22 protein-coding genes are annotated in these 23,742 nt (G+C 47.6%); 19 read left to right on the top strand and 3 right to left on the bottom strand.

The window, feature by feature from the left end; all coding sequences use genetic code 11:
- Positions 1–356 precede the first annotated feature (356 nt).
- The 16 genes from mraZ (at position 357) to lpxC (ending at position 17,959) form a co-directional block, all read left to right on the top strand.
- Positions 357–821, top strand: coding sequence for a division/cell wall cluster transcriptional repressor MraZ (gene mraZ, locus J2W69_RS17920; RefSeq protein ID WP_008900104.1), 465 nt, complete (start codon positions 357–359; stop codon positions 819–821).
- Complete coding sequence (gene rsmH, locus J2W69_RS17915; protein ID WP_310281039.1) at positions 821–1,759, top strand: 16S rRNA (cytosine(1402)-N(4))-methyltransferase RsmH; 939 nt, start codon at positions 821–823, stop codon at positions 1,757–1,759. Before mraZ ends, rsmH begins: the two co-directional genes overlap by 1 nt.
- Positions 1,756–2,064 carry a cell division protein FtsL gene (ftsL, locus tag J2W69_RS17910; RefSeq protein ID WP_310281037.1) on the top strand — a complete coding sequence of 103 codons (309 nt, stop codon included), beginning with the start codon at positions 1,756–1,758 and terminating at the stop codon, positions 2,062–2,064. The genes rsmH and ftsL overlap by 4 nt, the downstream gene beginning before the upstream one ends.
- Positions 2,061–3,815 carry a penicillin-binding transpeptidase domain-containing protein gene (locus J2W69_RS17905; protein ID WP_310281035.1) on the top strand — a complete coding sequence of 585 codons (1,755 nt, stop codon included), beginning with the start codon at positions 2,061–2,063 and terminating at the stop codon, positions 3,813–3,815. Before ftsL ends, J2W69_RS17905 begins: the two co-directional genes overlap by 4 nt.
- Positions 3,805–5,289 (top strand): UDP-N-acetylmuramoyl-L-alanyl-D-glutamate--2,6-diaminopimelate ligase, encoded by a 1,485-nt coding sequence (locus tag J2W69_RS17900; protein ID WP_310281033.1) that lies wholly within the window; start codon positions 3,805–3,807, stop codon positions 5,287–5,289. Before J2W69_RS17905 ends, J2W69_RS17900 begins: the two co-directional genes overlap by 11 nt.
- On the top strand, positions 5,286–6,662 hold the full coding sequence (locus tag J2W69_RS17895; RefSeq protein WP_310281031.1) for a UDP-N-acetylmuramoyl-tripeptide--D-alanyl-D-alanine ligase: 1,377 nt from the start codon (positions 5,286–5,288) through the stop codon (positions 6,660–6,662). Before J2W69_RS17900 ends, J2W69_RS17895 begins: the two co-directional genes overlap by 4 nt.
- Positions 6,656–7,738 (top strand): phospho-N-acetylmuramoyl-pentapeptide-transferase, encoded by a 1,083-nt coding sequence (mraY, locus tag J2W69_RS17890; protein ID WP_310281029.1) that lies wholly within the window; start codon positions 6,656–6,658, stop codon positions 7,736–7,738. Before J2W69_RS17895 ends, mraY begins: the two co-directional genes overlap by 7 nt.
- Positions 7,739–7,741: 3 nt before the next feature.
- On the top strand, positions 7,742–9,067 hold the full coding sequence (murD, locus tag J2W69_RS17885) for a UDP-N-acetylmuramoyl-L-alanine--D-glutamate ligase (RefSeq protein ID WP_310281026.1): 1,326 nt from the start codon (positions 7,742–7,744) through the stop codon (positions 9,065–9,067).
- A complete protein-coding gene (gene ftsW, locus J2W69_RS17880) occupies positions 9,064–10,263 on the top strand; it encodes a putative lipid II flippase FtsW (protein ID WP_310281024.1) in 1,200 nt (399 codons plus the stop codon). Before murD ends, ftsW begins: the two co-directional genes overlap by 4 nt.
- Positions 10,256–11,371, top strand: a complete 1,116-nt coding sequence (gene murG / locus J2W69_RS17875) for an undecaprenyldiphospho-muramoylpentapeptide beta-N-acetylglucosaminyltransferase (protein WP_310281022.1) — start codon at positions 10,256–10,258, stop codon at positions 11,369–11,371. The genes ftsW and murG overlap by 8 nt, the downstream gene beginning before the upstream one ends.
- The gene (murC, locus tag J2W69_RS17870) at positions 11,368–12,816 is read left to right on the top strand and encodes a UDP-N-acetylmuramate--L-alanine ligase (protein ID WP_310281020.1); all 1,449 of its coding nucleotides are present in this window, start codon (positions 11,368–11,370) and stop codon (positions 12,814–12,816) included. The genes murG and murC overlap by 4 nt, the downstream gene beginning before the upstream one ends.
- 3 nt (positions 12,817–12,819) lie before the next feature.
- Positions 12,820–13,734, top strand: a complete 915-nt coding sequence (locus J2W69_RS17865; RefSeq protein ID WP_310281018.1) for a D-alanine--D-alanine ligase — start codon at positions 12,820–12,822, stop codon at positions 13,732–13,734.
- A complete protein-coding gene (locus J2W69_RS17860) occupies positions 13,731–14,507 on the top strand; it encodes a cell division protein FtsQ/DivIB (RefSeq protein WP_310281016.1) in 777 nt (258 codons plus the stop codon). The genes J2W69_RS17865 and J2W69_RS17860 overlap by 4 nt, the downstream gene beginning before the upstream one ends.
- Positions 14,485–15,720: a cell division protein FtsA gene (ftsA, locus tag J2W69_RS17855; RefSeq protein WP_008900091.1), complete on the top strand. Its 1,236-nt coding sequence runs from the start codon at positions 14,485–14,487 to the stop codon at positions 15,718–15,720. Before J2W69_RS17860 ends, ftsA begins: the two co-directional genes overlap by 23 nt.
- Positions 15,721–15,756: 36 nt before the next feature.
- Positions 15,757–16,944: a cell division protein FtsZ gene (gene ftsZ, locus J2W69_RS17850; RefSeq protein ID WP_310281013.1), complete on the top strand. Its 1,188-nt coding sequence runs from the start codon at positions 15,757–15,759 to the stop codon at positions 16,942–16,944.
- Positions 16,945–17,047: 103 nt separating this feature from the next.
- Positions 17,048–17,959, top strand: a complete 912-nt coding sequence (lpxC, locus tag J2W69_RS17845; RefSeq protein WP_008900089.1) for a UDP-3-O-acyl-N-acetylglucosamine deacetylase — start codon at positions 17,048–17,050, stop codon at positions 17,957–17,959.
- On the opposite strand, the gene J2W69_RS17840 is transcribed toward lpxC, so the two are convergent.
- Entirely contained in the window at positions 17,956–18,432 is a 477-nt protein-coding gene (locus tag J2W69_RS17840; protein ID WP_008900088.1) for a DUF721 domain-containing protein, read from the bottom strand. The two genes, lpxC and J2W69_RS17840, sit on opposite strands and share 4 nt — an antisense overlap.
- A gap of 29 nt (positions 18,433–18,461) precedes the next feature.
- On the opposite strand from J2W69_RS17840, the gene J2W69_RS17835 reads away from it, so the two are divergent.
- The 3 genes from J2W69_RS17835 to mutT all read left to right on the top strand — a co-directional run bounded on the left by J2W69_RS17835 (position 18,462) and on the right by mutT (position 22,594).
- The gene (locus tag J2W69_RS17835; protein WP_310281010.1) at positions 18,462–19,376 is read left to right on the top strand and encodes a M23 family metallopeptidase; all 915 of its coding nucleotides are present in this window, start codon (positions 18,462–18,464) and stop codon (positions 19,374–19,376) included.
- Between the two features lie 99 nt (positions 19,377–19,475).
- Entirely contained in the window at positions 19,476–22,187 is a 2,712-nt protein-coding gene (gene secA / locus J2W69_RS17830; RefSeq protein WP_310281008.1) for a preprotein translocase subunit SecA, read from the top strand.
- A gap of 2 nt (positions 22,188–22,189) precedes the next feature.
- Positions 22,190–22,594, top strand: a complete 405-nt coding sequence (gene mutT / locus J2W69_RS17825) for an 8-oxo-dGTP diphosphatase MutT (RefSeq protein WP_310281006.1) — start codon at positions 22,190–22,192, stop codon at positions 22,592–22,594.
- A gap of 63 nt (positions 22,595–22,657) precedes the next feature.
- On the opposite strand, the gene yacG is transcribed toward mutT, so the two are convergent.
- Both yacG and zapD read right to left on the bottom strand, forming a co-directional pair.
- On the bottom strand, positions 22,658–22,888 hold the full coding sequence (yacG, locus tag J2W69_RS17820) for a DNA gyrase inhibitor YacG (protein ID WP_310281004.1): 231 nt from the start codon (positions 22,886–22,888) through the stop codon (positions 22,658–22,660).
- 105 nt (positions 22,889–22,993) lie between these two features.
- Positions 22,994–23,740: a cell division protein ZapD gene (zapD, locus tag J2W69_RS17815; protein ID WP_310281002.1), complete on the bottom strand. Its 747-nt coding sequence runs from the start codon at positions 23,738–23,740 to the stop codon at positions 22,994–22,996.
- Between the last annotated feature and the right edge of the window lie 2 nt (positions 23,741–23,742).

Genomic DNA, 23,742 nt, shown 5'->3' with positions numbered 1-23,742 from the left:
AGTTTTTATCAAATAAAATCATAAGGTTATTGAGAACTTCCGCACGGAAAAAGCGCTGTTATCAGTTTGGTAACAGCTCCTTGGTCGCATGCGGCTGGTCGTTAGTCTGAATCATTGAGTTATGCGTAACTAAATAAAAAATTTCAAACTATTTTGTGGTTTTTTTCTTCCACTTTTTCCCACAGAAATCAGGATCTTCGCGCTAAGCCGCGTTTTTACTGGATCTGACATGATCAAACAAAGGGGTTTTCACCTTGACAAGCTTTCTTCTGCGGCCCTAAACTGTACATCAGTGGGAAATTGTGGGTATTTGTGGATCAAATATCAGGATCAAACAACAATGAAGTGGGATTAACATGTTCCGTGGGTCGTTTTCTTTAACATTAGATGATAAGGGTCGGTTAGCGCTTCCAACGCGTTACCGCGATACCTTATTTGCTGATGCCGAAGGAGCCATGGTTTGTACTATTCACACCAAAGATCCTTGTTTACTGCTGTATCCACTGCCTGAATGGGAAGAGGTTGCAGAGCAATTGCAGCGTTTATCCAACCAGAACCCACAAGAGTTGCGCTTTAAACGTTTATTGATAGGCCACGCGTCGGATTGTGACATGGATAAAAGCGGCCGCATTCTATTACCTGCGCCACTAAGAAGCCATGCCAGCCTGACAAAAAACATCCGCTTAGTCGGACAACTTAACAAATTCGAGATCTGGGACGAAGAGACGTGGAATAAACGTGTTGCCGAAGATATGGCAATTGAACGTGATATGTCCGTCGACGCCGAGATCTCAGAGCGGCTGCAGGATTTTGTACTCTAATGGATCAAAGCGCCCATATCTCTGTCTTATTGGCTGAGACCATAGACGGATTAGCCATCAAACCCGACGGGATTTATCTCGACGGTACCTTTGGCCGCGGTGGTCACAGCAGAGTGATCTTATCTAAACTAGGAGAACAAGGCCGTTTATACGGTATTGACCGCGATCCTGCTGCTATTGTGGCAGCTGCGCCTTTATTGGCTGACCCTCGTTTTTCTATTACCCATAGCCCCTTTGCGGCTTTAGCTCAAATTGCTGAAGACCACGGAATTACCGGCAAAGTAGACGGTATATTGCTGGATTTAGGCGTGTCTTCACCACAACTGGATGACGCTGAACGAGGTTTCAGCTTTATGCGTGATGGGCCGCTGGATATGCGGATGGATCCAACTTCTGGTATTTCAGCTGCCGACTGGCTGGCGAAAGCTGATGTCGAAGACATTACTTTTGTTTTACGTGAATACGGCGAAGAAAAATCAGCCTGGCGTATTGCTAACGCCATAGTGGACAGCCGCAGTGAGCAACCACTGACCCGTACTTCTCAACTGGCCAGCTTAATCAGTACAGTAGTACCCAAAAGCCACAAAGAGAAAAAACATCCTGCGACCCGCAGCTTTCAGGGCATTCGCATTTATATCAACAGCGAATTGGATCAGATCAAAACTGCGCTGGACGCTGCTGTACATGTATTAAAACCTGGTGGCCGTTTAACTGTGATCAGTTTCCACTCGCTGGAAGACAGGATGGTGAAGCAGTTTATGCGTTTAAAAAGCAAAGGCGCTGCCATTCCTAAAGGTTTGCCTCTGACTCAGGACCAACTGAACCTGTACACCCCATTAAAACTGATTGGCAAAGCTATTATGCCGTCGGATGCTGAGCTCGAGAACAACGTCAGAGCCCGCAGCGCTGTGCTACGTATAGCGGAGAAAACCGCATGAGCGCCATCAAACTGAACCGTCTGATCATCAGCGATATCTGGCAGCACAAGTTTCTGCTGGTGCTGATGTTGTGTTGTTTAGGTTCAGCTCTGGCTGTGGTGGAGTTCACTCATATGAACCGCCAACTGACAATGTACGAAGATAAAATACTGCAACATCGCGACACCCTGGAAATGGAGTGGCGCAATTTGTTGCTGGAGCAAAGGGCTTTGTCCGAGCACAGCAGGGTTGAAGAGCTGGCATCGAACAAACTCAATATGGTCAGGCCCAGTGGCCCACAAGATGTGGTGGTGCAGCAGCCATGATAAGAAAACCAGCAGCACCTAAAAAACAGGCGAAAAAGAATCAACAGCCGACTGTCATCAGTTGGCGTTTTGCTTTTGTAATAGTGTCTTTGTTAGCGGTATTCAGCGCTCTGATTATCCGTGCGGCATATTTACAGGTGCTGGAGCCTGAAATGCTGCTGGAACAAGGTGATATGCGCTCACTTAGGGTAAAAGCTGACGCTGCGATGCGCGGCATGATTTTAGACCGTAACGGCGAAGAGTTGGCGGTCAGTGTGCCTGTCAAATCGATTTGGGCCGATCCACAACTGGTGCTGCGTAACAGACATAAAATTGACGAACGTCGCTGGCATGCGCTGGCTGATATGCTGCAAATCAGCCCGCAGCAGTTGTCGGACAAAATTGGTGCCGATGATTCCAAACGTTTTGTTTATCTGCAGCGCCAGGCCAGTCCTGCTACTGTGGATTACATCAAACAGTTAAAAATCCCGGGCATAGCCTTTCAGCAGGAATCCCGCCGTTATTATCCGGCAGGTGAAGTGACTGCCCACATTCTGGGTTTTACCAATGTGGATGATCAGGGCATGGAAGGCATTGAACGTCAGTTTAACGACGTTTTAACCGGCAAGCCTGCGTTAAAAACCATCCGCAAAGATGCCAAAGGCCGTGAAGTTGAAGTCCTGTCACAAACTGATGGTCAGGCGTCAAACAATATTCAGCTGAGTATTGACCAGCGTATTCAGGCGGTGGCTTACCGTGAGCTGAAAAAAGCTGTGATGCAGTTTGGTGCTACTTCAGGCTCTGTAGTGGTGGTTGATGTGCATAACGGTGAAGTGCTGGCGTTGGCTAATGCACCTTCCTACAACCCAAACAACAGAAAAAATGCTGACAGCAACAGATACCGCAACCGTGCTATCACAGATACCTTCGAGCCAGGTTCCACCATTAAACCCTTGCCCGTTTTAGCCGCTTTGGAAAATGGCACTGCCACTATGAACACAGTGATCTCTACAGGTTATGGCCCTGTACGTATTGGTGGCCGCTTGGTGCGTGATGTCAATGGTTATGGAGATCTGGACCTGACCGGCATCATGCGCAAGTCCAGTAACATAGGGGTCACCCGTTTAGCTTTAGGTATGCCCACCGACAAATTTCTTGATATGTATTACAAAATGGGTGTGGGTTCAGAAACAGGTTTAGGCCTGACAGGCGAAACTTCGGGTGTGTTACGTGAACAACGTCGTTGGGGCGAACACGCTTTAGCCACAGTATCCTTTGGTTATAGCTTTACTGTGAATGCGGTCCAGCTGGCACGTATTTACGCCACCATCGCCAATGGTGGTGTGGCTTACCCATTATCTATTTTTAAAACCACGAAAAAGCCACAAGGTGAGCGGGTGATCAGCGAACAACATGCCGACAATATGGTCGCTATGCTGGAAGCTGTGGTTGGCCCAGGTGGCAGTGCAAAAAAAGCAGCAGTGCCGGGTTACAGAGTAGGTGGTAAAACAGGTACGGCGAAAAAAGCCGGTATCCGTGGTTACAGCGATGACTATATTGGTTCTTTTGCTGGCGTAGCTCCTATTTCTGATCCTCGCATTGCAGTTGTGGTTATTATCAACGAACCAAGTGGTGATTATTATTACGGCGGTGAAGTTGCTGCTCCTGTGTTTTCTGCTGTGTCGGGCGCTGCTATGCAGTTACTGAATATTGCGCCTGATGCCAACGACAGCCGTATCAGCAAAATCAGTGAGGTGCCTAATGCCGGCTAACTCACTTCAGCTATGGCTGACACCTTTTGCAATTGAGCTGCCCACTGCTGTGGCTGCTTTGCCGTTACAGAATTTACGCATCAATAGTCTGGAAGTGCAAAGCGGCGATGTGTTTTTAGCTCTGCCGGGCACCAAGACTCATGGCAATCAGTTTATTGAAAAAGCTTTAGCTGCTGGTGCGGCGCTGGTGTTGACCGACACTCAGAGCGCGCTGAATGATCAACGTATTGTGGTTGTACCTGATTTGGTTGAACTGTTGCCAGCCTTGGCTGCAACTTTTTATCCGCATCAGGCACAGCAACTTGTAGGTATTACCGGCACCAACGGCAAATCCAGCACGGCGATTTTTGTTAATCAGTTGGCTGTGCTGCTAGAGCAACAAGCCGCTGTGATTGGTACTTTAGGTTATGGCGATTACCGCAATCTGACGGCACTGAATAACACCACACCTCATCTGGTGGATATTCACCGTATTCTTCACCGTATTCAGGCGACTGAAGCGGCCAAAGGCAAAGCGCTGGTTGCGATGGAAGTGTCTTCTCATGCTTTAGTGCAACAGCGTGTGGCTGGTTTGCAGTTTGAAGTGGCTGTGTTTACCAATTTAACCCGCGATCATCTGGATTACCACGGTACTATGCAAGCTTACGGCGAAGCTAAGGCTTTGTTATTTAAGCCAGATTTAGCCAAAAAAGCTGTGATTAATGTCTCTGACGATTTTGGTCGTCAGTTGGCTGCTGACTGCACTCTGCCTGTATTGGCTTATGGTCAGTTAACAGACTGTGTGGGCTATAGCGAATATCTGGCCTACGACCAACTGGAAATTACCCCGCTGGGTTATCAGTTCCGCTTAAGCAGCCATTTAGGCCAACAGCAGCAATTACAGCTTAAAGTGCTGGGTGAATTTAATATTCAAAACGTTTTGGCGGCCATGGGGGCTATGTTGCAGCTGGGTCATAGCTTTGACACTTTAGTTGTGGCAGCACAACAACTATGCAGCGTGCCGGGCCGCATCGAACAGTTTTATCAACCAGGCCGTAAGGTGATGGCTGTGGTGGATTACGCCCATACGCCAGATGCGCTGGAACAAACATTAATTGCAGTTCGCAACCATTGTCAGGGCCAGCTTTGGGTGGTCTTTGGTTGTGGTGGCGATAGAGATAAAGGCAAACGACCGCTAATGGGCGCTATTGCAGAGCGTTTAGCGGATCAACTCATTATTACCGCTGACAATCCACGCACTGAAGATGTGAAAGCGATTTGTCTGGATATAGCGGCAGGCTGCACTGCTGGCCAGTATCAGTTGATCACCGATCGTAAAACGGCCATACGCAGCGCATTAGAACAAGCCAAAGCTGGTGATCTGGTGTTGATCGCCGGTAAAGGCCATGAAGATTATCAAATCATTGGCCATGAAGTTTTGCCATATGACGAACGTGCTTTTGTTCGACAACTGGTAACGGAGACTGCGTTATGATCCCTTTACAAACAAAAGAAATAGCACAGCTAGTGCAGGGACAATTGGTTGGCGCTGATATTCAGATCAACAGCGTCAGCACAGACAGCCGCAATATTAATCAGGGCGATTTGTTTATTGCCTTAAAAGGCCCGAACTTTGATGGTCATCAGTTTGCTGCTGATGTGGTCAGCAAAGGCGCAGTCGCTTTAATTGTTGAGCAGCAGTTGGATGTCGCAGTGCCGCAAATTATTGTCGCCGACAGCCGTTTAGCTTTAGGTGCTTTAGGGGCAGCCGTAAAGCAAAAGGTCAATCCTAAGTCTGTGGCTGTGACCGGCAGTGTGGGTAAAACCACTGTCAAAGAAATGATGGCTGCCATTTTGGATCGTATTGGCAATGTGCTGGCGACTGCCGGTAACTTTAACAACGATATAGGCGCGCCTCTCACTTTATTACGTTTAACAGAGCAGCATCAGTACGCTGTGATGGAACTGGGCGCCAATCATTTAGGTGAAATCGCTTATACCTCCTCTTTGGTCAAACCTGAAGTTTCTATTATCACCAATGTGGCGGCAGCCCATCTGGAAGGTTTTGGTGACTTGTTTGGTGTGGCTCGCGCTAAAGGCGAAATTTATGGCTCTTTAGGCCCTGCTGGTGTTGCCATAGTGCCGCTGGACAGTGAATTCTCTGATTACTGGTTAAAACGCCTACAGAATAAAAAGGTGTTGACCTTTAGCAGCACTCAGGCCGCAGATTTTACTGCTGAACATATAGTGCTGAATGAACAGGGTTGCGCCAGTTTTGACTTAGTCTGCCCGCAAGGCCGTATTTTTATTCAGCTGGTGTTACCTGGCAAACATAATGTGGCTAATGCGCTGGCTGCAGCCGCTGCGACTTTGGCCTTAGGTGCCAGCCTGACTGATGTGCAATTAGGTTTAGCGGCGATGAAACCGGTCAAAGGCCGGATTAATGTCACTCAGGCCAGCGACAAATTACGTCTGATTGACGATACCTACAACGCGAACTCTGAATCCACTAAGGCGGCTATCGATTTGTTAGCCACTTATCCTGGCTTCAGAGTATTAGTGTTTGGCGATATGGGTGAATTGGGCGCTGATGCCCGTTTGTACCATGAAGAAGTAGGTTTATACGCCAAACAAAAAGGAATTAATCTGTTATTCACCTTGGGTGTGTTATCACAGAGCGCCAGTGATTTATTTAACGGCCAAGGGGCCCATTTTAGTTCCCGTCAGCAACTGATCCAAAAGTTAAGCCCGATCCTTGATGAACAGTCGAGTAGCACAGTACTGGTCAAAGGTTCGCGCAGCGCCAAAATGGAATTGGTCGTGCAGGACTTGCTAGAAAGATGTCAGCAGGAGATCAGCTCATGTTAGTGTGGTTAGCCGAGTATTTAACTCAATATATCAATGCTTTTAACGTATTCAGTTACCTGACCTTCAGGTCTATTCTGGGTATTTTAACGGCCTTAATGCTGAGCCTGTATTTTGGTCCCAAGCTGATCGCCAGGTTACAACAACTGCAAATTGGTCAGACGGTACGGGATGATGGCCCACAAAGTCACTTCTCGAAAAAAGGCACCCCTACTATGGGCGGGTTGCTGATCTTAGCTTCGGTGTTGGCCAGTATTCTGCTGTGGGCTGACCTTGGCAATAAATACGTCTGGGTGGTGATTTTCACGCTGATAAGCTTTGGCTGGATTGGTTTTATTGACGACTACCGCAAAGTGGTTCGCAAAGATCCAAAAGGTTTAATCGCCAAATGGAAATACTTCTGGCAATCCTTGTTTGCCATCGCTATCGCATTTTTTCTGTATGCCACAGCTGAACGCCCGGTTGAAACCAGTTTAGTAGTGCCCTTTATTAAAGATGTACTGCCACAGCTGGGTTTTATCTACATTGCTTTGTGTTACTTCGTGCTGGTAGGTACCAGCAACGCAGTGAACTTAACCGACGGTTTGGACGGTTTAGCCATAGTGCCAACCATTATGGTGGCTTTTGCTTTTGCCATTATTGCCTATGCCAGCGGTAACGTGAATTTTGCCAACTATCTGAATATTCCGTATTTGCCTCATGCCAGCGAATTGGTGGTGGTTTGTGCTGCGCTAGTCGGCGCAGGTCTCGGTTTCCTTTGGTTTAATACCTATCCAGCTCAGGTTTTTATGGGCGATGTAGGTTCTTTAGCTTTAGGTGCTGTATTAGGTGTGATTGCCATTTTAGTCCGTCAGGAAATAGTGCTCTTTATTATGGGCGGTGTTTTTGTGATGGAAACCGTATCTGTAATTTTGCAGGTGGGTTCGTACAAATTGCGTGGTCAGCGTATTTTCCGCATGGCACCTATTCACCACCATTACGAATTAAAAGGCTGGCCCGAGCCGCGCGTTATTGTGCGGTTCTGGATTTTGTCAGTCATTTTTGTGCTGATTGGTTTAGCTACTTTAAAACTGAGATAAAAAATGAACGCTAAGTTGTTCCAGGGAAAACGTGTTGCTGTGATAGGACTAGGCCTTTCAGGTCTGGCCACAGTGCGCTTTTTGCTGAAACAAGGCGTGAAACCAGTGCTAATGGATACCCGCTTAAAAGTGTCAGGACTGGATCAAATTCCGGCAGACAAAGTGGACGGTATTTATTTAGGTGAACTGGATGCCAACCGTTTAGCTCATATGGATGTTCTAGTGGTCAGCCCAGGCTTAGATCCTAAACATCCGGCTATACGTTTTGCTTTAGCTCAGGGCGCCTTGCTGATTGGTGATGTAGAGCTGTTTGCACTGCAAAACCACAAGCCAGTGCTGGCCATTACCGGCGCCAATGGTAAATCCACTGTCACCAGTTTAACTGCCCATATGCTGCAATGTTCAGGCTTACATGCTGTAGCTGCAGGCAATATCGGTTTACCTATTCTGGATGCGCTGCAAAGTGATGCCGACGTTTTTGTACTGGAGCTGTCCAGTTTTCAGTTGGATACCACTTTTTCTTTACGCAGCAAAGCCGCCTGTATTCTCAATGTGACTGAAGATCATATGGACAGATACGGCACTATGGCCGCTTATGCTGCTTCCAAGCAAAGGGTGTATCAGGGCACACAACTGGCGATTTACAATAAAACCGATGAGTTGACCACACCAAAAGCTGCAGTTCCTGCTCTGGCTATTGATTTAGCGGGTGCAGACTACGGTGTCGTGCAGCTGCAGGGCGAAAGCTGGTTGCAGGTTGCAGGTTTGCCTTTAATGCCTGTGCGTGACATGACCATAGTGGGCCTGCATAACCAGTTTAATGCTTTGGTCAGTTGCGCTTTGGCTTTAGCAGCAGGTGCCAGCAGGGAAGGCTTAGTACAAGCCCTTAAAACCTTTAGCTCATTGCCACACCGTTGCCAATTAGTGGCGGATCATAAAGCTGTGCGTTGGGTGAATGACTCCAAAGCAACTAATGTGGGCGCTACCCTGGCTGCTATTGCAGGTTTACGAGCTGAAGTGACAGGCAAATTGATTTTAATAGCGGGTGGTGATGGCAAAGGCGCTGATTTCACTGAATTGGGCGCAGTGCTAAATACTGATGTGGATCACTTAATCACTTTAGGTCAGGACGGTCACGCTATTGCTGCACTCAAAGCAGGCAGCTTTGAAGTGAGAGATTTAATGGCCGCAGTAAAAACTGCTGCTCAGCTGGCAACAGCAGGGGATCTGGTGTTGTTATCACCTGCCTGTGCCAGCCTGGATATGTTTAAAAATTACGAAGACCGTGGTCAGCAATTTACTGCTGCTGTGCAGAAGGTGTGGTTATGAAGCAAATGCTGATGAACCTAATGCCTTCACCCAGCGAAGCAATAGCTTTGTGGTGGCAACGTGATGAAGCCAACAGCTACGACAAGCTGTTTCTGGTGTTGCTGGCGCTGGTGATTTGCGTTGGCATTATTATGGTGACCAGTGCTTCAGTGCCTGTGGCCGAACGTCTATATGACAACCCTATGCATTTTACTATCCGTCATCTGGTGTATTTGGTAATTGGTTTAGGCGCCTCTTATGTGGTGCTGAATGTGCCTGTATCCTGGTGGCACAACACCAATATTTTATTACTGATGCTGGCGCTGGCATTGCTGATTGCTGTGTTGTTGTTTGGTCGCAACGTGAATGGTTCAACCCGCTGGCTGGCGCTTGGTCCTTTTAATATTCAGGCGGCTGAGCCCGCCAAATTGTTCTTTTTTGTTTATCTGGCCAGTTATCTGGTGCGTCGCCATGAAGAAGTACGGGAAAACATTAAGGGTTTTATCAAACCACTGATTGTTTTGTTTGTGCTGGCGGTATTGCTGTTGATGCAACCTGATCTGGGCACAGTGATTGTGATGTTTGCCACTGCGGTGGTGTTGCTGTTTTTGGCCGGTGCTAAGTTATGGCAGTTTTTCTGCTTAATTTTCACAGGTTTGGCCGCTATTGGTGTGTTGATTGTGTACAGCGAATACCGTTGGCGTCGTGTCACCTCCTTTTTAGATCCATGGGCTGATCCTTTTGGTAACGGCTACCAGTTGACCCAATCGTTGATGGCTTTTGGCCGTGGTAGCTGGTTTGGGCAGGGCCTCGGCAACAGCGTACAAAAGCTGGAATATTTACCGGAAGCTCATACCGACTTTATTTTTGCTGTGATTGCAGAAGAAACTGGCCTGGTGGGTGTTTTTGTCATTTTAAGCCTGCTGTTTTTACTGGTCAGCCGCGCTTTATGGATTGGTAACAAAGCTTTGTTTAAGGGCATGAGTTTTCATGGCTTTTTAGCTTATGCACTGGCGATTTGGATAGGTTTTCAAACCTGCGTTAATGTTGGTGTGGCGAGCGGTGTTTTGCCAACCAAAGGTTTAACTTTGCCTTTTATCAGTTCGGGCGGCAGTAGCTTAATTATTATGATGGTGGCCGCAGCTTTGTTGCTGCGAATTGATTTTGAAGTGCGATTGAAAGGTCGACATGCCATTAGCGGAGGTCCTCATGCCTGAGCTGATTCAGACTGCTGACCAAGAGCAAAAAACAGCGCTGATTATGGCGGGTGGCACTGGTGGTCATATTTTTCCGGCAAAAGCTGTGGCAGAACTATTAAAGCAACAAGGCTGGAACATTCACTGGCTGGGTACAGCAGATCGGATGGAAGCGACTTTAGTGCCGCAGTTTGGTTTTCCATTTCATAGCATTGCTGTGGCCGGTTTACGTGGCAAAGGTTTAAAAAGCTTGCTGAAAGCGCCGCTGATGTTATGGCGCTCCATCAGTCAGGCCCGTGCTTTAGTCAGGAAATTGAACCCTGATCTGGTGTTAGGGTTTGGTGGTTATGCCAGTGGCCCTGGTGGTTTAGCTGCATGGTTAGCGGGTAAGCCTTTGATAGTGCATGAACAAAATGCAGTCGCTGGCACCACCAACAGGTTATTAGCCCGTATTGCCCATAAAGTCCTGGTGGCCTTTCCGCAAGCTTTTGCCGATCGCAAAGACAGACTGGTGGTAGGTAATCCGGTGCGTGCTGAAGTACTGGCTGTATCGACACAAAAGCAACTGCAGGCGCCAGGTGACAGCTTAAAAGTATTAGTGGTAGGTGGCAGTTTAGGTGCTCAGGTGTTTAATCAACAGTTACCTGGCATTTTTGCTCAGGCAGCCAACACTGGCGCGCTGGAAATACGGCATCAAACCGGTAAAAGCATGGAGCTTCAGGTGCAGCAGGCTTATGCCGCTTTACCTGAATTAGCAGCCAGTGCCAGTGCTTTTATTGAAGATATGGCTGCAGCTTATACCTGGGCTGACTTGGTGATTTGTCGTGCCGGTGCTTTAACAGTGTCTGAAGTGGCTTGTGCCGGGGTGGCGGCAGTTTTTGTGCCTTTGCCATCCGCTATTGATGATCACCAGACGGCCAATGCCAGCTGGTTAGTGCAAAAACAAGGGGCAGTCTTGTTGCCACAAAACGAATTCAGTAAAGGTGCTTTGTTGCCTTTACTTCAGTCCTGGTTACAGGACAAAAGTGCGCTGCGTCATTTGGCAAATAATGCCCGCAGAACAGCAATAGATGATGCCGCAGAACAAGTTGTAAGAGTCTGTGGTGAAGTTACAGGTAAGGCTAAATGAGCAATACAAAACAACAAAAGAAAAATGCTATGCGTCGTGTCGAGCGGATCCACTTTGTGGGCATCGGCGGCGCTGGTATGGGTGGTATTGCCGAAGTTTTAGTGAATGAAGGTTATAAAGTTTCAGGTTCGGACATAGCGCCAAACCCTGTGGTTGACCGCTTAGCTGCGTTAGGCGCCTGTATTGTGATTGGTCATAAGGCAGAGAACATTGAAGGTGCCAGCGTAGTGGTGGTCTCCAGTGCGATAAAAACCGATAATCCGGAAGTAGCTGCTGCGATAGAACACCGTATTCCGGTGGTGCGCCGCGCTGAAATGCTGGCCGAACTGATGCGTTTCCGCCATGGCATTGCTATTGCCGGTACCCATGGCAAAACCACTACCACCAGTTTAATAGCTTCTATTTTTGCGGAAGCTGGCACTGACCCTACTTTTGTTATTGGTGGTTTACTGAATTCTGCTGGTACCAATGCCCGTCTTGGTGCTGGCCGCTATTTAATTGCTGAAGCCGATGAAAGCGACGCCTCTTTCCTGCATTTACAGCCTATGGCGTCTGTGATCACCAATATCGAACCTGATCATATGGAAACTTATCAGGGTGACTTTGAAAAAATGAAAGCCACCTATCTGGAGTTTTGCCATAACCTGCCATTTTATGGTGTCGCCGTGATGTGCATCGACGATGCGGTAGTGCGTGAGCTGATCCCACAAATTGGTCGTTTTGTTATTACCTATGGTTTTAGTGAAGATGCAGATTATGTGATCAGTGACTTCGGCCAAACCGGTACCCAAAGCCATTTTGTTATCACCGACAAAGAAGGTGTTGCCAGCCAAATCGAGCTGAATTTAGCCGGTCGTCACAATGCATTAAACGCGACCGCAGCTTTTGCTGTAGCAAAAGATGAAGGCATAGCCACGGATTCTATTTTGGCTGCACTGCAAAAATTCGAAGGTATAGGCCGTCGTTTTGAACAGTATGGCGAGTTTGAAACAGGCCGCGGTAAAGTGCTGCTGGTGGATGATTATGGCCACCATCCAAGTGAAGTTGCGGCTACTTTAGCTGCAGCGCGTAACGCCTGGCCAGAGCGTCGTATAGTCATGGCTTATCAGCCACACCGTTACACCAGAACCCGTGATTTATACGAAGACTTCGCCAAGGTGTTGTCGTCTGTCGATTTATTGTTATTGCTTGAAGTCTACGCCGCAGGCGAAGCCGTTATTCCGGGCGCCGACAGCCGCAGTTTATGCCGCTCTATCCGCGCTCGTGGTCAGCTGGACCCTATTTATGTGGCGACTCCAGCCGACTTACCTGCAGCTTTAGCGGATGTGTTGCAGGATGGTGATGTGCTGCTGACTCAGGGCGCTGGCAATATAGGCGCGCTGGCCAAACAACTGGCGGCAACTAAATTAGCAATTTCTGCATTAAAACCAAACGAGGGAGCTTGAAGTATGAGCAGCAAATTTGGCAAAGTGGCGGTGATGTTGGGTGGAACCTCGGCAGAACGTGAAGTGTCGCTACGTTCTGGTGCTGCAGTTTTAGCTGCTCTGCAAAAGCAAGGTGTCGACGCCCATGCTTTTGATCCTAAAGATCAGCCGTTAAGTGCTTTAACTGCTGCGGGTTTTGACCGCGTATTTATAGTGCTGCATGGCCGGGGTGGTGAAGACGGCACTATGCAGGGCGCATTGCAGTTGATGGGCTTGCCTTATACCGGCAGTCGTGTTTTAGGTTCAGCTTTGGCGATGGATAAAATCCGCTGCAAATGGCTGTTTCAGGCACAAGGCTTGCCTACTGCTAGGTTTTTAGTGGCTGAAGCTGGGAAACAACTGAATTATCAGGATATTTTGCAGCAATTAGCTGGTAAAGTGATGGTGAAACCAGCGAATGAAGGTTCCAGTATTGGCATGAGTGCGGCAAGCACTGCACAAGAGCTGGAACAGGCATTGGCTGTGGCATCTAAGTACGATGCTGATGTGCTGGTAGAACAATGGATCCAGGGCCGCGAATTTACCGTGACTGTGCTCAATGGTAAGGCTCTGCCAGTCGTTGAAATGCGTACTCCCCGCTCTTTTTATGATTACGAAGCCAAGTATCAGTCCGATAGCACTGAATACCTTTGTCCTGCGCCTTTAACAGCCGAACAGACAGCCTTGTTGCAGCGTGCAGCAGCGTCTGCTTTTACTGCTGTGGGGGCTTCAGGTTGGGGCCGTGTGGATGCGATGCTGGATGAGCAGGGTAATTTTTATCTGCTGGAAGTGAATACTGTGCCGGGCATGACAGAAAAGTCATTGGTGCCAATGGCCGCCAAAGCAGCAGGTTTGAGTTTTGAACAGTTAGTTTTACAGATTTTAGAACAGACCTTATGACTAAAAACGGCAAAACAGTAACAACACCTGCGAACAAAGCCTTTTGGGCTGGTGTGGTGTTTTTCTGTTTTTCCGTCTGGTTTGTCAGCTGGTTAGGTTATCAGATCTGGCTCTGGAGCCAGGATCAACAAAGTGCGCCTATCCAGCAAGTGAAGGTTTATGGCGATTTTTCTCAGATCGAAGCGGCAGGGTTAAACCAAAAGCTGCAACAACAGTATCTGGGTAACTTTTTTAATTTGAACGTGGATCAGGTGCAGCTGTTTCTGCAGCAACAACCCTGGGTCGCTCAGGCTGCCGTGCGCAAACAATGGCCTGATACGCTCGTGGTGGTGGTGACTGAACATAAGCCAGTGGCGGTATGGAATGACCAATATTTACTCAATCAACAAGGTCAACTCTTTGTCGCTCCTGTGGCTGAACTAAAACAGCCATTGCCAAAGTTACAAGGTCCGGACGGGGCCGAGCAGGATGCACTGACCATGTTCAATCAATTGAATCAGATGCTGACCGTCCATCAGCATATGGCAACAGGACTCACAGTGTCAGCCCGTCAGGCCTGGCAACTGAATTTAGCAGAGGGCATTCAATTGACTCTGGGCCGTGAAGATACGGCAAAGCGGGTGCAGCGGTTTATCGATTTGTACCCTGTGATTAGTAAACATAAAACTCAGGCAGTTGCCGAAGTTGATTTGCGTTATGACACAGGCGTCGCTGTACGTTGGGTCGAAGCGCCAGAACAAAGAGAACAAGATGACAAAGTCGACAGAACGTGATCTTATCGTTGGCTTAGATATAGGCACAGCACAGGTAAAAGCCTTAGTGGGCGAAATTACCGCTGACAATCAGTTAAGTATTGTTGGTGTAGGTACTCATGTAGCCCGTGGTATGGACAAAGGTGGTGTCAACGATCTGAACCTGGTGGTGCAGTCTGTGCGCCGCGCCGTGGAAGAAGCCGAACTGATGGCCGATTGCCGCGTGTCTTCTGTGTATTTAGGTATTACCGGTAAACATATTCGTTGTCAGAACGAAAGTGGCATGGTGCCTATTAATGACGCCGAAGTGACAGCTGAAGATGTGATTAACGTCATCCACGCCGCCAAGTCAGTGCCTATTTCGGCTGAGCGTCGCATGTTGCACGTACTGCCACAGGAATTTTCAGTCGACATGCAGGAAGGCATTAAAAGCCCTATTGGCATGTCGGGAGTGCGGATGGAAGCCAAGGCTCACATCATCACATGCGCCAATGATATGGCAAAAAATATCGAAAAATGTGCTGAGCGCTGCGAACTGCATGTCGACCAGCTGATTTTTTCTTCATTAGCCTCCAGCTATGCAGTGCTGACGGATGATGAAAAAGAACTGGGTGTCTGCGTTGTGGATATGGGCGGCGGCACTATAGATATTTCGGTATTTACTAACGGTGCTTTACGTCATACCGCTGTGATCCCTGTGGCTGGTAATCAGGTCACCAGCGATATTGCCAAAATTTTCCGCACGCCTTTAGGCCATGCCGAAGATATCAAAGTGCAATACGCCTGTGCGCTTCGCAGTATGGTGGGTAAAGAAGAAAATATTGAAGTGCCAAGCGTGGGTGGTCGTCCGGCTCGCAGCATGTCACGTCATACCCTGGCTGAAGTGGTTGAACCCCGCTACCAGGAATTATTTGAACTGGTGCTGGAAGAAATTCGCAGCTGTGGTCTGGAAGAGCAAATTGCCGCAGGCATAGTGCTGACCGGTGGGACCGCCAAAATGGAAGGTGCCATTGAGTTTGCCGAAGATATTTTCCAGATGCCGGTGCGTTTAGGTTATCCGATTGGCATCAGCGGTTTAAAAGAATATGTACAGGACCCGGCCTACGCCAGCGTAGTGGGGTTATTGATTTATGGAAAAGACATGCGGACCCAGCAAAAAAAAGCTGTTGCTGCCCGCGAGTCAGTCGGCGGCATGGTGAAACGACTCACCAGCTGGTTTAAAGGCGAATTTTAACTTTTTGAGTAAGCGTACTAAAACGGAGAGAGAGCTATGTTTGAGTTAATGGAAAGCCACAGCGAAGAAGCTGTAATTAAAGTAATAGGTGTTGGTGGTGGTGGCGGTAACGCTGTTGAGTATATGGTTGCAAGCAACATTGAAGGTGTTGAGTTTATTGCTGCCAATACGGACGCGCAGGCGCTGCGTAACTCTTCTGCGCATATGACTCTGCAACTGGGTGCTGGCGTGACTAAAGGTTTAGGCGCTGGTGCTAACCCTGAAGTGGGTCGTCGTTCTGCAGAAGAAGACCGTGAAACCATTAAGAAAACGCTGCAAGGCGCAGATATGATCTTTATCGCTGCCGGTATGGGCGGTGGTACTGGTACTGGTGCTGCCCCAATAGTAGCTGAAGTTGCCCGTGAAATGGGGATTCTGACTGTTGCTGTTGTGACTAAGCCATTCCCGTTCGAAGGCAAAAAGCGTTTAGCTTATGCGGACGAAGGTATTGCTGAACTGGCAAAACATGTGGATTCACTGATCACTATTCCTAACGACAAGTTATTAAAAGTCTTAGGCAAAGGCACCAGCCTGCTGGATGCGTTTAAAGCGGCTAACAACGTATTGTTAGGTGCAGTGCAGGGTATTGCAGAGCTGATCACTCGTCCAGGTCTGATTAACGTCGACTTCGCCGACGTGCGTACTGTCATGTCAGAAATGGGTACTGCGATGATGGGTACTGGCCGTGCATCTGGTCCTGACCGTGCTGAAGAAGCGGCCGAACAAGCGATTTCAAGCCCGTTACTGGAAGATATCGATTTGTCAGGTGCTAAAGGTATTCTGGTGAATATCACGGCTGGTCTGGATATCAGCATTGAAGAGTTTGAAACTGTGGGTAATGCAGTGAAAGCTTTTGCCTCAGAAAATGCAACTGTGGTCGTTGGTGCTGTAATTGACCCGGATATGTCGGATGAACTGCGTGTGACTGTAGTGGCCACAGGTATAGGTGCAGAGCGTAAGCCTGATATCAGCCTGGTGCCAAATCACCGTCATGAACCAGTTCGTTCAGCGCACGTTTATGGTAGTGCTGGTACAAGCTATGCTCATCATCAGGGTAACGCCGCCCGTGATATGTCACAGGCGCAGTTAGAAGTACCGAATGTGCAAAGTAAACCTGTAGCGGAAAAACAAGCGAACATCGATATTTTCGATATTCCGGCGTTTTTACGTAAACAAGCTGACTAATTTTTAGTCAGCTTGCAAAAGGCCTAAAGGTTGGCATAGCTGGTCAGCTATGTTATGCTTCGCCGCCATTTTGGATTTGTTCAATATTTGAACAGGAAAAAATATGATTAAACAACGTACCATTGCAAAATCAATCAGCTCGATCGGGGTAGGTTTACACAAGGGAGAAAAGGTTACGCTTACTCTCCGGCCTGCTCCTGATAATACCGGTATCGTATTCCGGCGTGTCGATCTGAACCCGATCGTTGATTTTAAAGTCAGCCCTGAATTAGTGGGCGACACTGTGATGTGTACTTGTTTGATCAACGACGAAGGCGTACGCCTGTCCACCACTGAGCATTTAATGGCTGCAGTGGCTGGTTTAGGTATCGATAACCTGTTTATCGAAGTCGACTCTGCTGAAATTCCAATTATGGACGGCAGTGCCAACCCTTTTGTTTATCTGTTGCTGGAAGCCGGTGTCAGTGAACAGAAAAAAGCCAAAAAATTTATTCGTATTAAGCAAAAAGTTCGGGTTGAAGACGGTGATAAGTGGGCCGAGTTTGTGCCACACCACGGTTTCCGTATGGATTTTGCCATCGATTTTGATCACCCTGTGATTTCAGAAACCAAACAGCGCATGAAGCTGGACTTCTCTGCTGCGTCTTTTATTAAAGACATCAGCCGTGCCCGTACTTTTGGTTTCCTGCAGGACATTGAATATTTACGCGCCAATAATCTGGCGTTAGGCGGTAGTTTTGATAACGCCGTAGTGCTGGATGAGTTCCGGGTATTAAACCAGGACGGTCTGCGCTATGAAGACGAATTTATCAAACACAAAATTCTGGATGCAATCGGTGATTTATATATGGCCGGTTACAGCATTCTGGGCGAGTTCCGTTCTTATAAAACGGGCCACGCTTTAAACAACCAGTTATTGTCTGCAGTACTTGCTGATCAGGCGAACTGGGAATTTGTCAGCTTCGAAAAAGACGCGCAAATGCCAATATCGTACTTAGCGCCACAATTAGCCTAAGTCTTGGGGGCAGAGTCAGGTTTTTGAGCCAGCTCTGCCAGCCTTTGTAGTTTCTGCTTTAACTCACCTTCACTGTTTTGTGCTAAAGCCAGTAAATACACCGCAGCTTGTTCAGAGATTTTAGGTCCTTCAGTTTTGATTTCTTCCGCTTTGACATACTGCAGCTGGGTATTGGGTGACACTTCAATGTCGATACCTGCTAAATCCGGCAAGATTTTCTGGCGGAAATTGTCTAGAATGGCCTCTCTTTGCATTTTCAGCCGGGTTGCCCAGGCAGGCGATTGGCATAAAATTACTAAGCGACCAGCTTTTATGGTACTAATTTTGCAAAAACCGGATGGATCCAGTTGCAGAAACTGCGCTAATTCGGTATTAAGTTGGCGCAACAGATCGGCGTGCTGCATGGTAGACAACAAAGAGCTTTGTTGCAGCAACTGACTTAGATCCACTGGTTTCTGAGAATAGCGCGCCATCTTAACTTATGAATTTATACTGAGGTTGCATGAGTGTAACAGTTTTCTATCGTGGCCGACATCGCCACTTCAGCTTTGGCAGCACGCCATCGCAACTGACAGTCACGGCCGTCTTACTTTTTTGTATTGCGTCCGGTGCAGGAGCCGCTTTTGCAAATCTGTTTCAGAAAGGCAATGCCGAACTTGAAAAAGTCCAGCTGAGCCGTGCCGCTGAAACTGAAGAAATTGCGGATATTCGCCGTCGTGCTGAAAACCAGCTGGCGGCGTTAACTTCTAAAGTGGCAACACTGCAGGCTCAGGTAAACCGACTGAATATGGTCGGTGAACGTTTAATTGACGCCGCCAATTTATCGACAGAAGAGTTTAACCTGCACGAGAACCCGGCTATGGGGGGACCTGCACAAACCTCGACTGAAATCAGTCTGGCTGAACTGAATGCCGTATTGTTGCAGCTCAACGAGCTGGAGCAAAACCTGCAATCAGAACAAACCCGCTTTGCGATGCTTGAATCTCTGGATTTGAATCACCATATAGGAAAAAGCGTTCAGTTATCGGGCCGCCCTGTATTAAGTGGTTATTTATCGTCGAGTTTTGGTGTGCGCAGTGATCCCTTTAGTGGGGAGCCTTCAGTACACCGTGGGGTAGATTTCGCCGGCAGGGAAGGTGATTCTATTTTTGCAACAGCAGGTGGCATTGTGACCTGGTCTGGTGAACGTTTTGGTTACGGTAAACTGGTTGAAATTGAGCATAGTGATGGTTATCGCACTCGTTATGCTCATGCCAAAGAGACCACTGTCCAGGTTGGACAGATGGTGACCAAAGGGCAAGAGGTCGCCATTATGGGCAGCACTGGCCGTTCAACAGGTCCACATGTGCATTACGAAGTACTGAAAAATGGTCAGCAAATTGACCCTATGATGTTTGTTAATCGCCGTATTCAATAATATGTACCCACTTTCCTGAAGCCGGAGTTTCTGGGATGTGGGTAAAAAGGCTCAGGCCGGACTCGGAGTGAGTCTCAACCAAGAAGTGGTATTTATAAAATGTTTGGAAAATTTTTCGCCAAATTAATCGGTAGTCGTAATGATCGTTATTTAAAAAAGTTGAAAAAAACGGTTGATCTGATTAATAGCCTGGAACCTTCTTTTGTTGCCCTGACCGACGAACAACTCAAATTAAAAACCGCTGAATTTAAACAGCGCGTTGCAGACGGCGCCACACTGGACGATTTATTACCAGAGGCTTTTGCCACAGTACGTGAAGCCAGTAAACGTGTATTTAAGATGCGTCATTTTGATGTGCAGCTGATTGGCGGCATAGTGCTGCATCAGGGCAAAATTTCTGAGATGCGTACAGGTGAAGGTAAAACTTTAACCGCTACTTTGCCTGCTTACTTAAATGCTTTAGGTGGTCAGGCTGTGCATGTCATCACAGTCAACGATTACTTAGCCCGTCGTGATGCGGAAACCAATGCGCCTTTATTTGATTTCTTAGGCTTAACTGTAGGTGTGAATGTGCCTGGTATGGGTCATACCGATAAACAAGCGGCCTACAATGCAGATATCACTTACGGTACCAACAACGAATTTGGTTTTGATTACCTGCGCGACAACATGGCATTTTCTGCGGTAGAGCGGGTTCAGCGCCATTTAGCTTATGCCATTATCGATGAAGTGGATTCTATTTTAATAGACGAAGCCCGTACTCCACTGATTATTTCGGGTCAGGCGGAAGACAGTTCTGAGCTGTACCGAGTGATCAATACAGTGGTGCCTCAGCTTGTGAAGCAAGAAAAAGAAGATGAAGAAGGCGCTATGGGTGATGGTCACTTCACCATAGATGAAAAAGCCAAACAAATTTATCTGACTGAACTGGGCCAAATCCGTGTGGAAGAAATTTTGCAGGAACTGGGTTTAATACAGCCTGGCGACTCTCTGTTCTCTGCGGCTAACATTACTCTGTTGCACCATACCTATGCCGCTTTACGTGCACACAACCTGTTTAAGAAAGACGTAGACTATGTGATCAAAGATAACGAGATTGTTATAGTCGATGAACATACAGGCCGTACTATGGAAGGCCGTCGCTGGTCTGAAGGTTTGCACCAGGCCATTGAAGCCAAAGAAGGGGTTCGTATTAACCACGAAAACCAGACTTTAGCCTCTATCACTTTCCAGAACCTGTTCCGTTTGTACGACAAACTGGCAGGTATGACAGGTACTGCAGACACTGAAGCTTTTGAATTCCAGTCTATTTACGGCTTAGAAACCATAGTAGTTCCAACCAACAGACCTATGGTGCGTAACGATATGCCTGATCTGGTGTATCTGACGGTTGAAGAAAAGTATCAGGCGATTATCAAAGACATTGAAGAAAACCGTGCCTTGATGCGTCCTATTCTGGTGGGTACTGCCTCTATTGAAAGTTCTGAATACCTGTCGAAATTGCTGCACGAAGCAAAAATCCCGCATCAGGTATTAAACGCCAAATTCCACGCCAACGAAGCACAAATTATTGCTCAGGCTGGTCAGCCTGGCACTGTGACTATCGCCACCAACATGGCTGGTCGTGGTACTGACATTGTTTTGGGTGGTAACTTACAGGCTGAGCTGGCCGCTTTAGGTGATGTCAGCGCAGAACAAATTGAACAAGTGAAACAAGAATGGCAGAAACGCCATGACGCTGTGATTGAGTCTGGTGGCTTGCATATCATTGGTACAGAACGTCATGAATCCCGTCGTATCGACAACCAGTTACGGGGTCGTTCTGGTCGTCAGGGTGATCCGGGTTCTTCACGTTTTTATCTGTCGTTAGACGATGCATTGATGCGTATTTTTGCTTCAGACCGTATGGCGGGCATGATGCGCAAACTGGGTATGGAACCTGGTGAAGCCATTGAGCACCCATGGGTCAGCCGCGCTATTGAAAATGCCCAACGTAAAGTAGAAGCCCGTAACTTTGATATCCGTAAGCAATTACTGGAATTTGACGACGTAGCCAACGACCAGCGTAAAGTGGTGTATGAACAACGTAATGAGCTGATGGATACGGCTGATATTTCTGAAACCATCAATGCGATTCGTCACGACGTAGTGGCCTCTGTGCTGGATCAATACATTCCACCTCAGTCTTTGGACGAGATGTGGGATATTCCGGGCTTAGAAGCGCGATTCCGAGCTGATTTTGCCATCGACATGCCTATTGCCAAATGGTTAGCGGATGACAAAAAACTCTTTGAAGAGAAGCTGCGTGAGCAAATCCACGAAGTGGTCGATAAATCTTACGAGCTGAAAGAGCATATGGTGGGTCCTTCAGTGCTGCGTCAGTTTGAAAAGTCAGTGATGCTGCAAAGCTTAGACACACACTGGAAAGAACACCTGGCGGCAATGGACCATTTACGTCAGGGCATTAACTTACGTGGTTATGCGCAGAAGAACCCGAAACAAGAATACAAGCGTGAAGCTTTTGAGTTGTTCTCCACTATGCTGGACAATTTGAAACTGGATGTGATTGGTGTGTTATCACGGGTTCAAATCCGTGCAGCTGAAGACGTAGATGCGGTAGAAGAACAGCGCCGTAAAGCGGAAAGCACCGATATGCAATTCCAGCACGAAGAAATGGAACAAGTGGCTACTGAAGTTCCACAAAGCAGCGCTTCGGCTGTGTTTCGTGATGCTGAAAAAGTAGGGCGTAACGATCCTTGTCCTTGTGGCTCAGGTAAAAAGTACAAACAGTGTCACGGTAAACTGGTTTAATTATGACGCTGAAAGTGGTTCATGTCGCCGTAGGTGTAGTTTTAAGACAGCAGCAGGTGTTACTGGCGCTGCGTCCGGATAAATTGCACCAGGGCGGTCGCTGGGAGTTTCCCGGTGGTAAAGTGGAAACGGGTGAAACCACCAGTCAGGCTTTGGCACGAGAACTGAAAGAAGAAGTGGATCTGGATATTGCAGCGTCAAGCCCCTGGTTTGAACTGCAGTATGCGTACCCCGAAAAAACAGTGTTGCTGGATATTCATCTGGTACAAGAGTTTGAAGGCGAAGCGATAGGGCTTGAAGGCCAGCCAGTGCGCTGGGTGCCTTTGTCTGAGCTCCATCAGTATCAGTTCCCTGATGCCAATCAGCCGATTTTAGATAAGTTGTTGGCCGAATTCGGGCGGCCGTAATGGTCGTTTGGGATCGGTTTTAACGGGTAGACGGGCGACCATAAAGGTCGCGCCCCTACGGTTTTATTTAAAGAATTCATTGTCCTGTTCTAATAACTCATTCTCTAATTGCTCTAATTGCTGCTCAGAAAGAGGCAAGTCGGCACGGCCTTTATCCGGTATTTTATGCTCTTCATTGGCCCATGCGCCTAAATCAATTAAACGACAACGGTCAGAACAAAAAGGCCGGAAAGCAGATCCAGGACCCCAGACGACTTCTTTCTGGCAGGTCGGGCATTTAACTATAGTGGCCATAAGGCAGACTCCAACAGCATCTTCAAAAGAGCGCTAGTGTACCGCAGACTGCGGATTTCAGGTAGGGGTCGGGTTTATCCCCGCCCATCAGGCAGTTAATACAATCTAACAACAAGCCAATTTGAAGGGGATAGCTTTATCCATAGTGGTGCGTCCTACACTGTTGCAGAGCTGCATAAAACGTATGGCATAGCGGTATCTGTTACCGCTGATGGTAGGATAGCTTTGGTACTCCATGGAGTAGTCGATACGCAGTAATTCAAACTGTTCAGTATTACTCTGAAAAAAACCGTTTTCAGCGATGAGCTCTTTAAATTGTCCACGTTCCCGGATGAAGGTCAGCACATAAGAGATGGCAGTTTCAACCAGAGAGAGTTGGTCCAGCCACTCCTGGGCTACCTTTTTTCGCTGAGCTAAAGGCTGATAAAACCAGTACTGCAACTGAGGTAAATCAAAATAACAGGTGCCACCTGGTATAAAAAAACGCTGGCGCAACGGGGCCAGAAATTTATCTTCTTTTAAACTGCTGGCAAATTTTCCGCAGCGTAACAAATCACTTTGTAACCGCACTGCTTTTTGCAGCATGCTTTGTAACATCTCATCTGAAATGGCAGGGTGGCGGGACCAGTTCACCAGAGCTGATTCACAGCGCTCTACATCTTTGATCAAATCAGGCCGTACATCATTACGTTCCAATACTTCAATCAACGAAAATAACGAGCTAAAAAAGCCTTGTTGTTGCCATTCTGTTTCCAGCGGCTGCAGCTTGGTGACTTGCTGAAACAAGTACTCAACCCGTAAATAGGTGCGTACTTTTTCGTTCAGCGGATGTTCGTAGATGATTGAAGTCATGA

The sequence above is a fragment of the Rheinheimera soli genome, assembly GCF_031457405.1.
In the GTDB taxonomy this organism is placed as follows: domain Bacteria; phylum Pseudomonadota; class Gammaproteobacteria; order Enterobacterales; family Alteromonadaceae; genus Pararheinheimera; species Pararheinheimera soli_A.
Note: the sequence above shows the minus strand (reverse complement) of the source record. Positions and strands in the feature narration are given on the sequence as shown.

Excerpts from the sequence above, each read along its gene's own strand:
- mraZ (WP_008900104.1), top strand. The coding sequence starts at position 357 with ATGTTCCGTGGGTCGTTTTCTTTAACATTAGATGATAAGGGTCGGTTA.
- rsmH (WP_310281039.1), top strand. The coding sequence starts at position 821 with ATGGATCAAAGCGCCCATATCTCTGTCTTATTGGCTGAGACCATAGAC.
- ftsL (WP_310281037.1), top strand. The coding sequence starts at position 1,756 with ATGAGCGCCATCAAACTGAACCGTCTGATCATCAGCGATATCTGGCAG.
- J2W69_RS17905 (WP_310281035.1), top strand. The coding sequence starts at position 2,061 with ATGATAAGAAAACCAGCAGCACCTAAAAAACAGGCGAAAAAGAATCAA.
- J2W69_RS17900 (WP_310281033.1), top strand. The coding sequence starts at position 3,805 with ATGCCGGCTAACTCACTTCAGCTATGGCTGACACCTTTTGCAATTGAG.
- J2W69_RS17895 (WP_310281031.1), top strand. The coding sequence starts at position 5,286 with ATGATCCCTTTACAAACAAAAGAAATAGCACAGCTAGTGCAGGGACAA.
- mraY (WP_310281029.1), top strand. The coding sequence starts at position 6,656 with ATGTTAGTGTGGTTAGCCGAGTATTTAACTCAATATATCAATGCTTTT.
- murD (WP_310281026.1), top strand. The coding sequence starts at position 7,742 with ATGAACGCTAAGTTGTTCCAGGGAAAACGTGTTGCTGTGATAGGACTA.
- ftsW (WP_310281024.1), top strand. The coding sequence starts at position 9,064 with ATGAAGCAAATGCTGATGAACCTAATGCCTTCACCCAGCGAAGCAATA.
- murG (WP_310281022.1), top strand. The coding sequence starts at position 10,256 with ATGCCTGAGCTGATTCAGACTGCTGACCAAGAGCAAAAAACAGCGCTG.
- murC (WP_310281020.1), top strand. The coding sequence starts at position 11,368 with ATGAGCAATACAAAACAACAAAAGAAAAATGCTATGCGTCGTGTCGAG.
- J2W69_RS17865 (WP_310281018.1), top strand. The coding sequence starts at position 12,820 with ATGAGCAGCAAATTTGGCAAAGTGGCGGTGATGTTGGGTGGAACCTCG.
- J2W69_RS17860 (WP_310281016.1), top strand. The coding sequence starts at position 13,731 with ATGACTAAAAACGGCAAAACAGTAACAACACCTGCGAACAAAGCCTTT.
- ftsA (WP_008900091.1), top strand. The coding sequence starts at position 14,485 with ATGACAAAGTCGACAGAACGTGATCTTATCGTTGGCTTAGATATAGGC.
- ftsZ (WP_310281013.1), top strand. The coding sequence starts at position 15,757 with ATGTTTGAGTTAATGGAAAGCCACAGCGAAGAAGCTGTAATTAAAGTA.
- lpxC (WP_008900089.1), top strand. The coding sequence starts at position 17,048 with ATGATTAAACAACGTACCATTGCAAAATCAATCAGCTCGATCGGGGTA.
- J2W69_RS17840 (WP_008900088.1), bottom strand. The coding sequence starts at position 18,432 with ATGGCGCGCTATTCTCAGAAACCAGTGGATCTAAGTCAGTTGCTGCAA.
- J2W69_RS17835 (WP_310281010.1), top strand. The coding sequence starts at position 18,462 with ATGAGTGTAACAGTTTTCTATCGTGGCCGACATCGCCACTTCAGCTTT.
- secA (WP_310281008.1), top strand. The coding sequence starts at position 19,476 with ATGTTTGGAAAATTTTTCGCCAAATTAATCGGTAGTCGTAATGATCGT.
- mutT (WP_310281006.1), top strand. The coding sequence starts at position 22,190 with ATGACGCTGAAAGTGGTTCATGTCGCCGTAGGTGTAGTTTTAAGACAG.
- yacG (WP_310281004.1), bottom strand. The coding sequence starts at position 22,888 with ATGGCCACTATAGTTAAATGCCCGACCTGCCAGAAAGAAGTCGTCTGG.
- zapD (WP_310281002.1), bottom strand. The coding sequence starts at position 23,740 with ATGACTTCAATCATCTACGAACATCCGCTGAACGAAAAAGTACGCACC.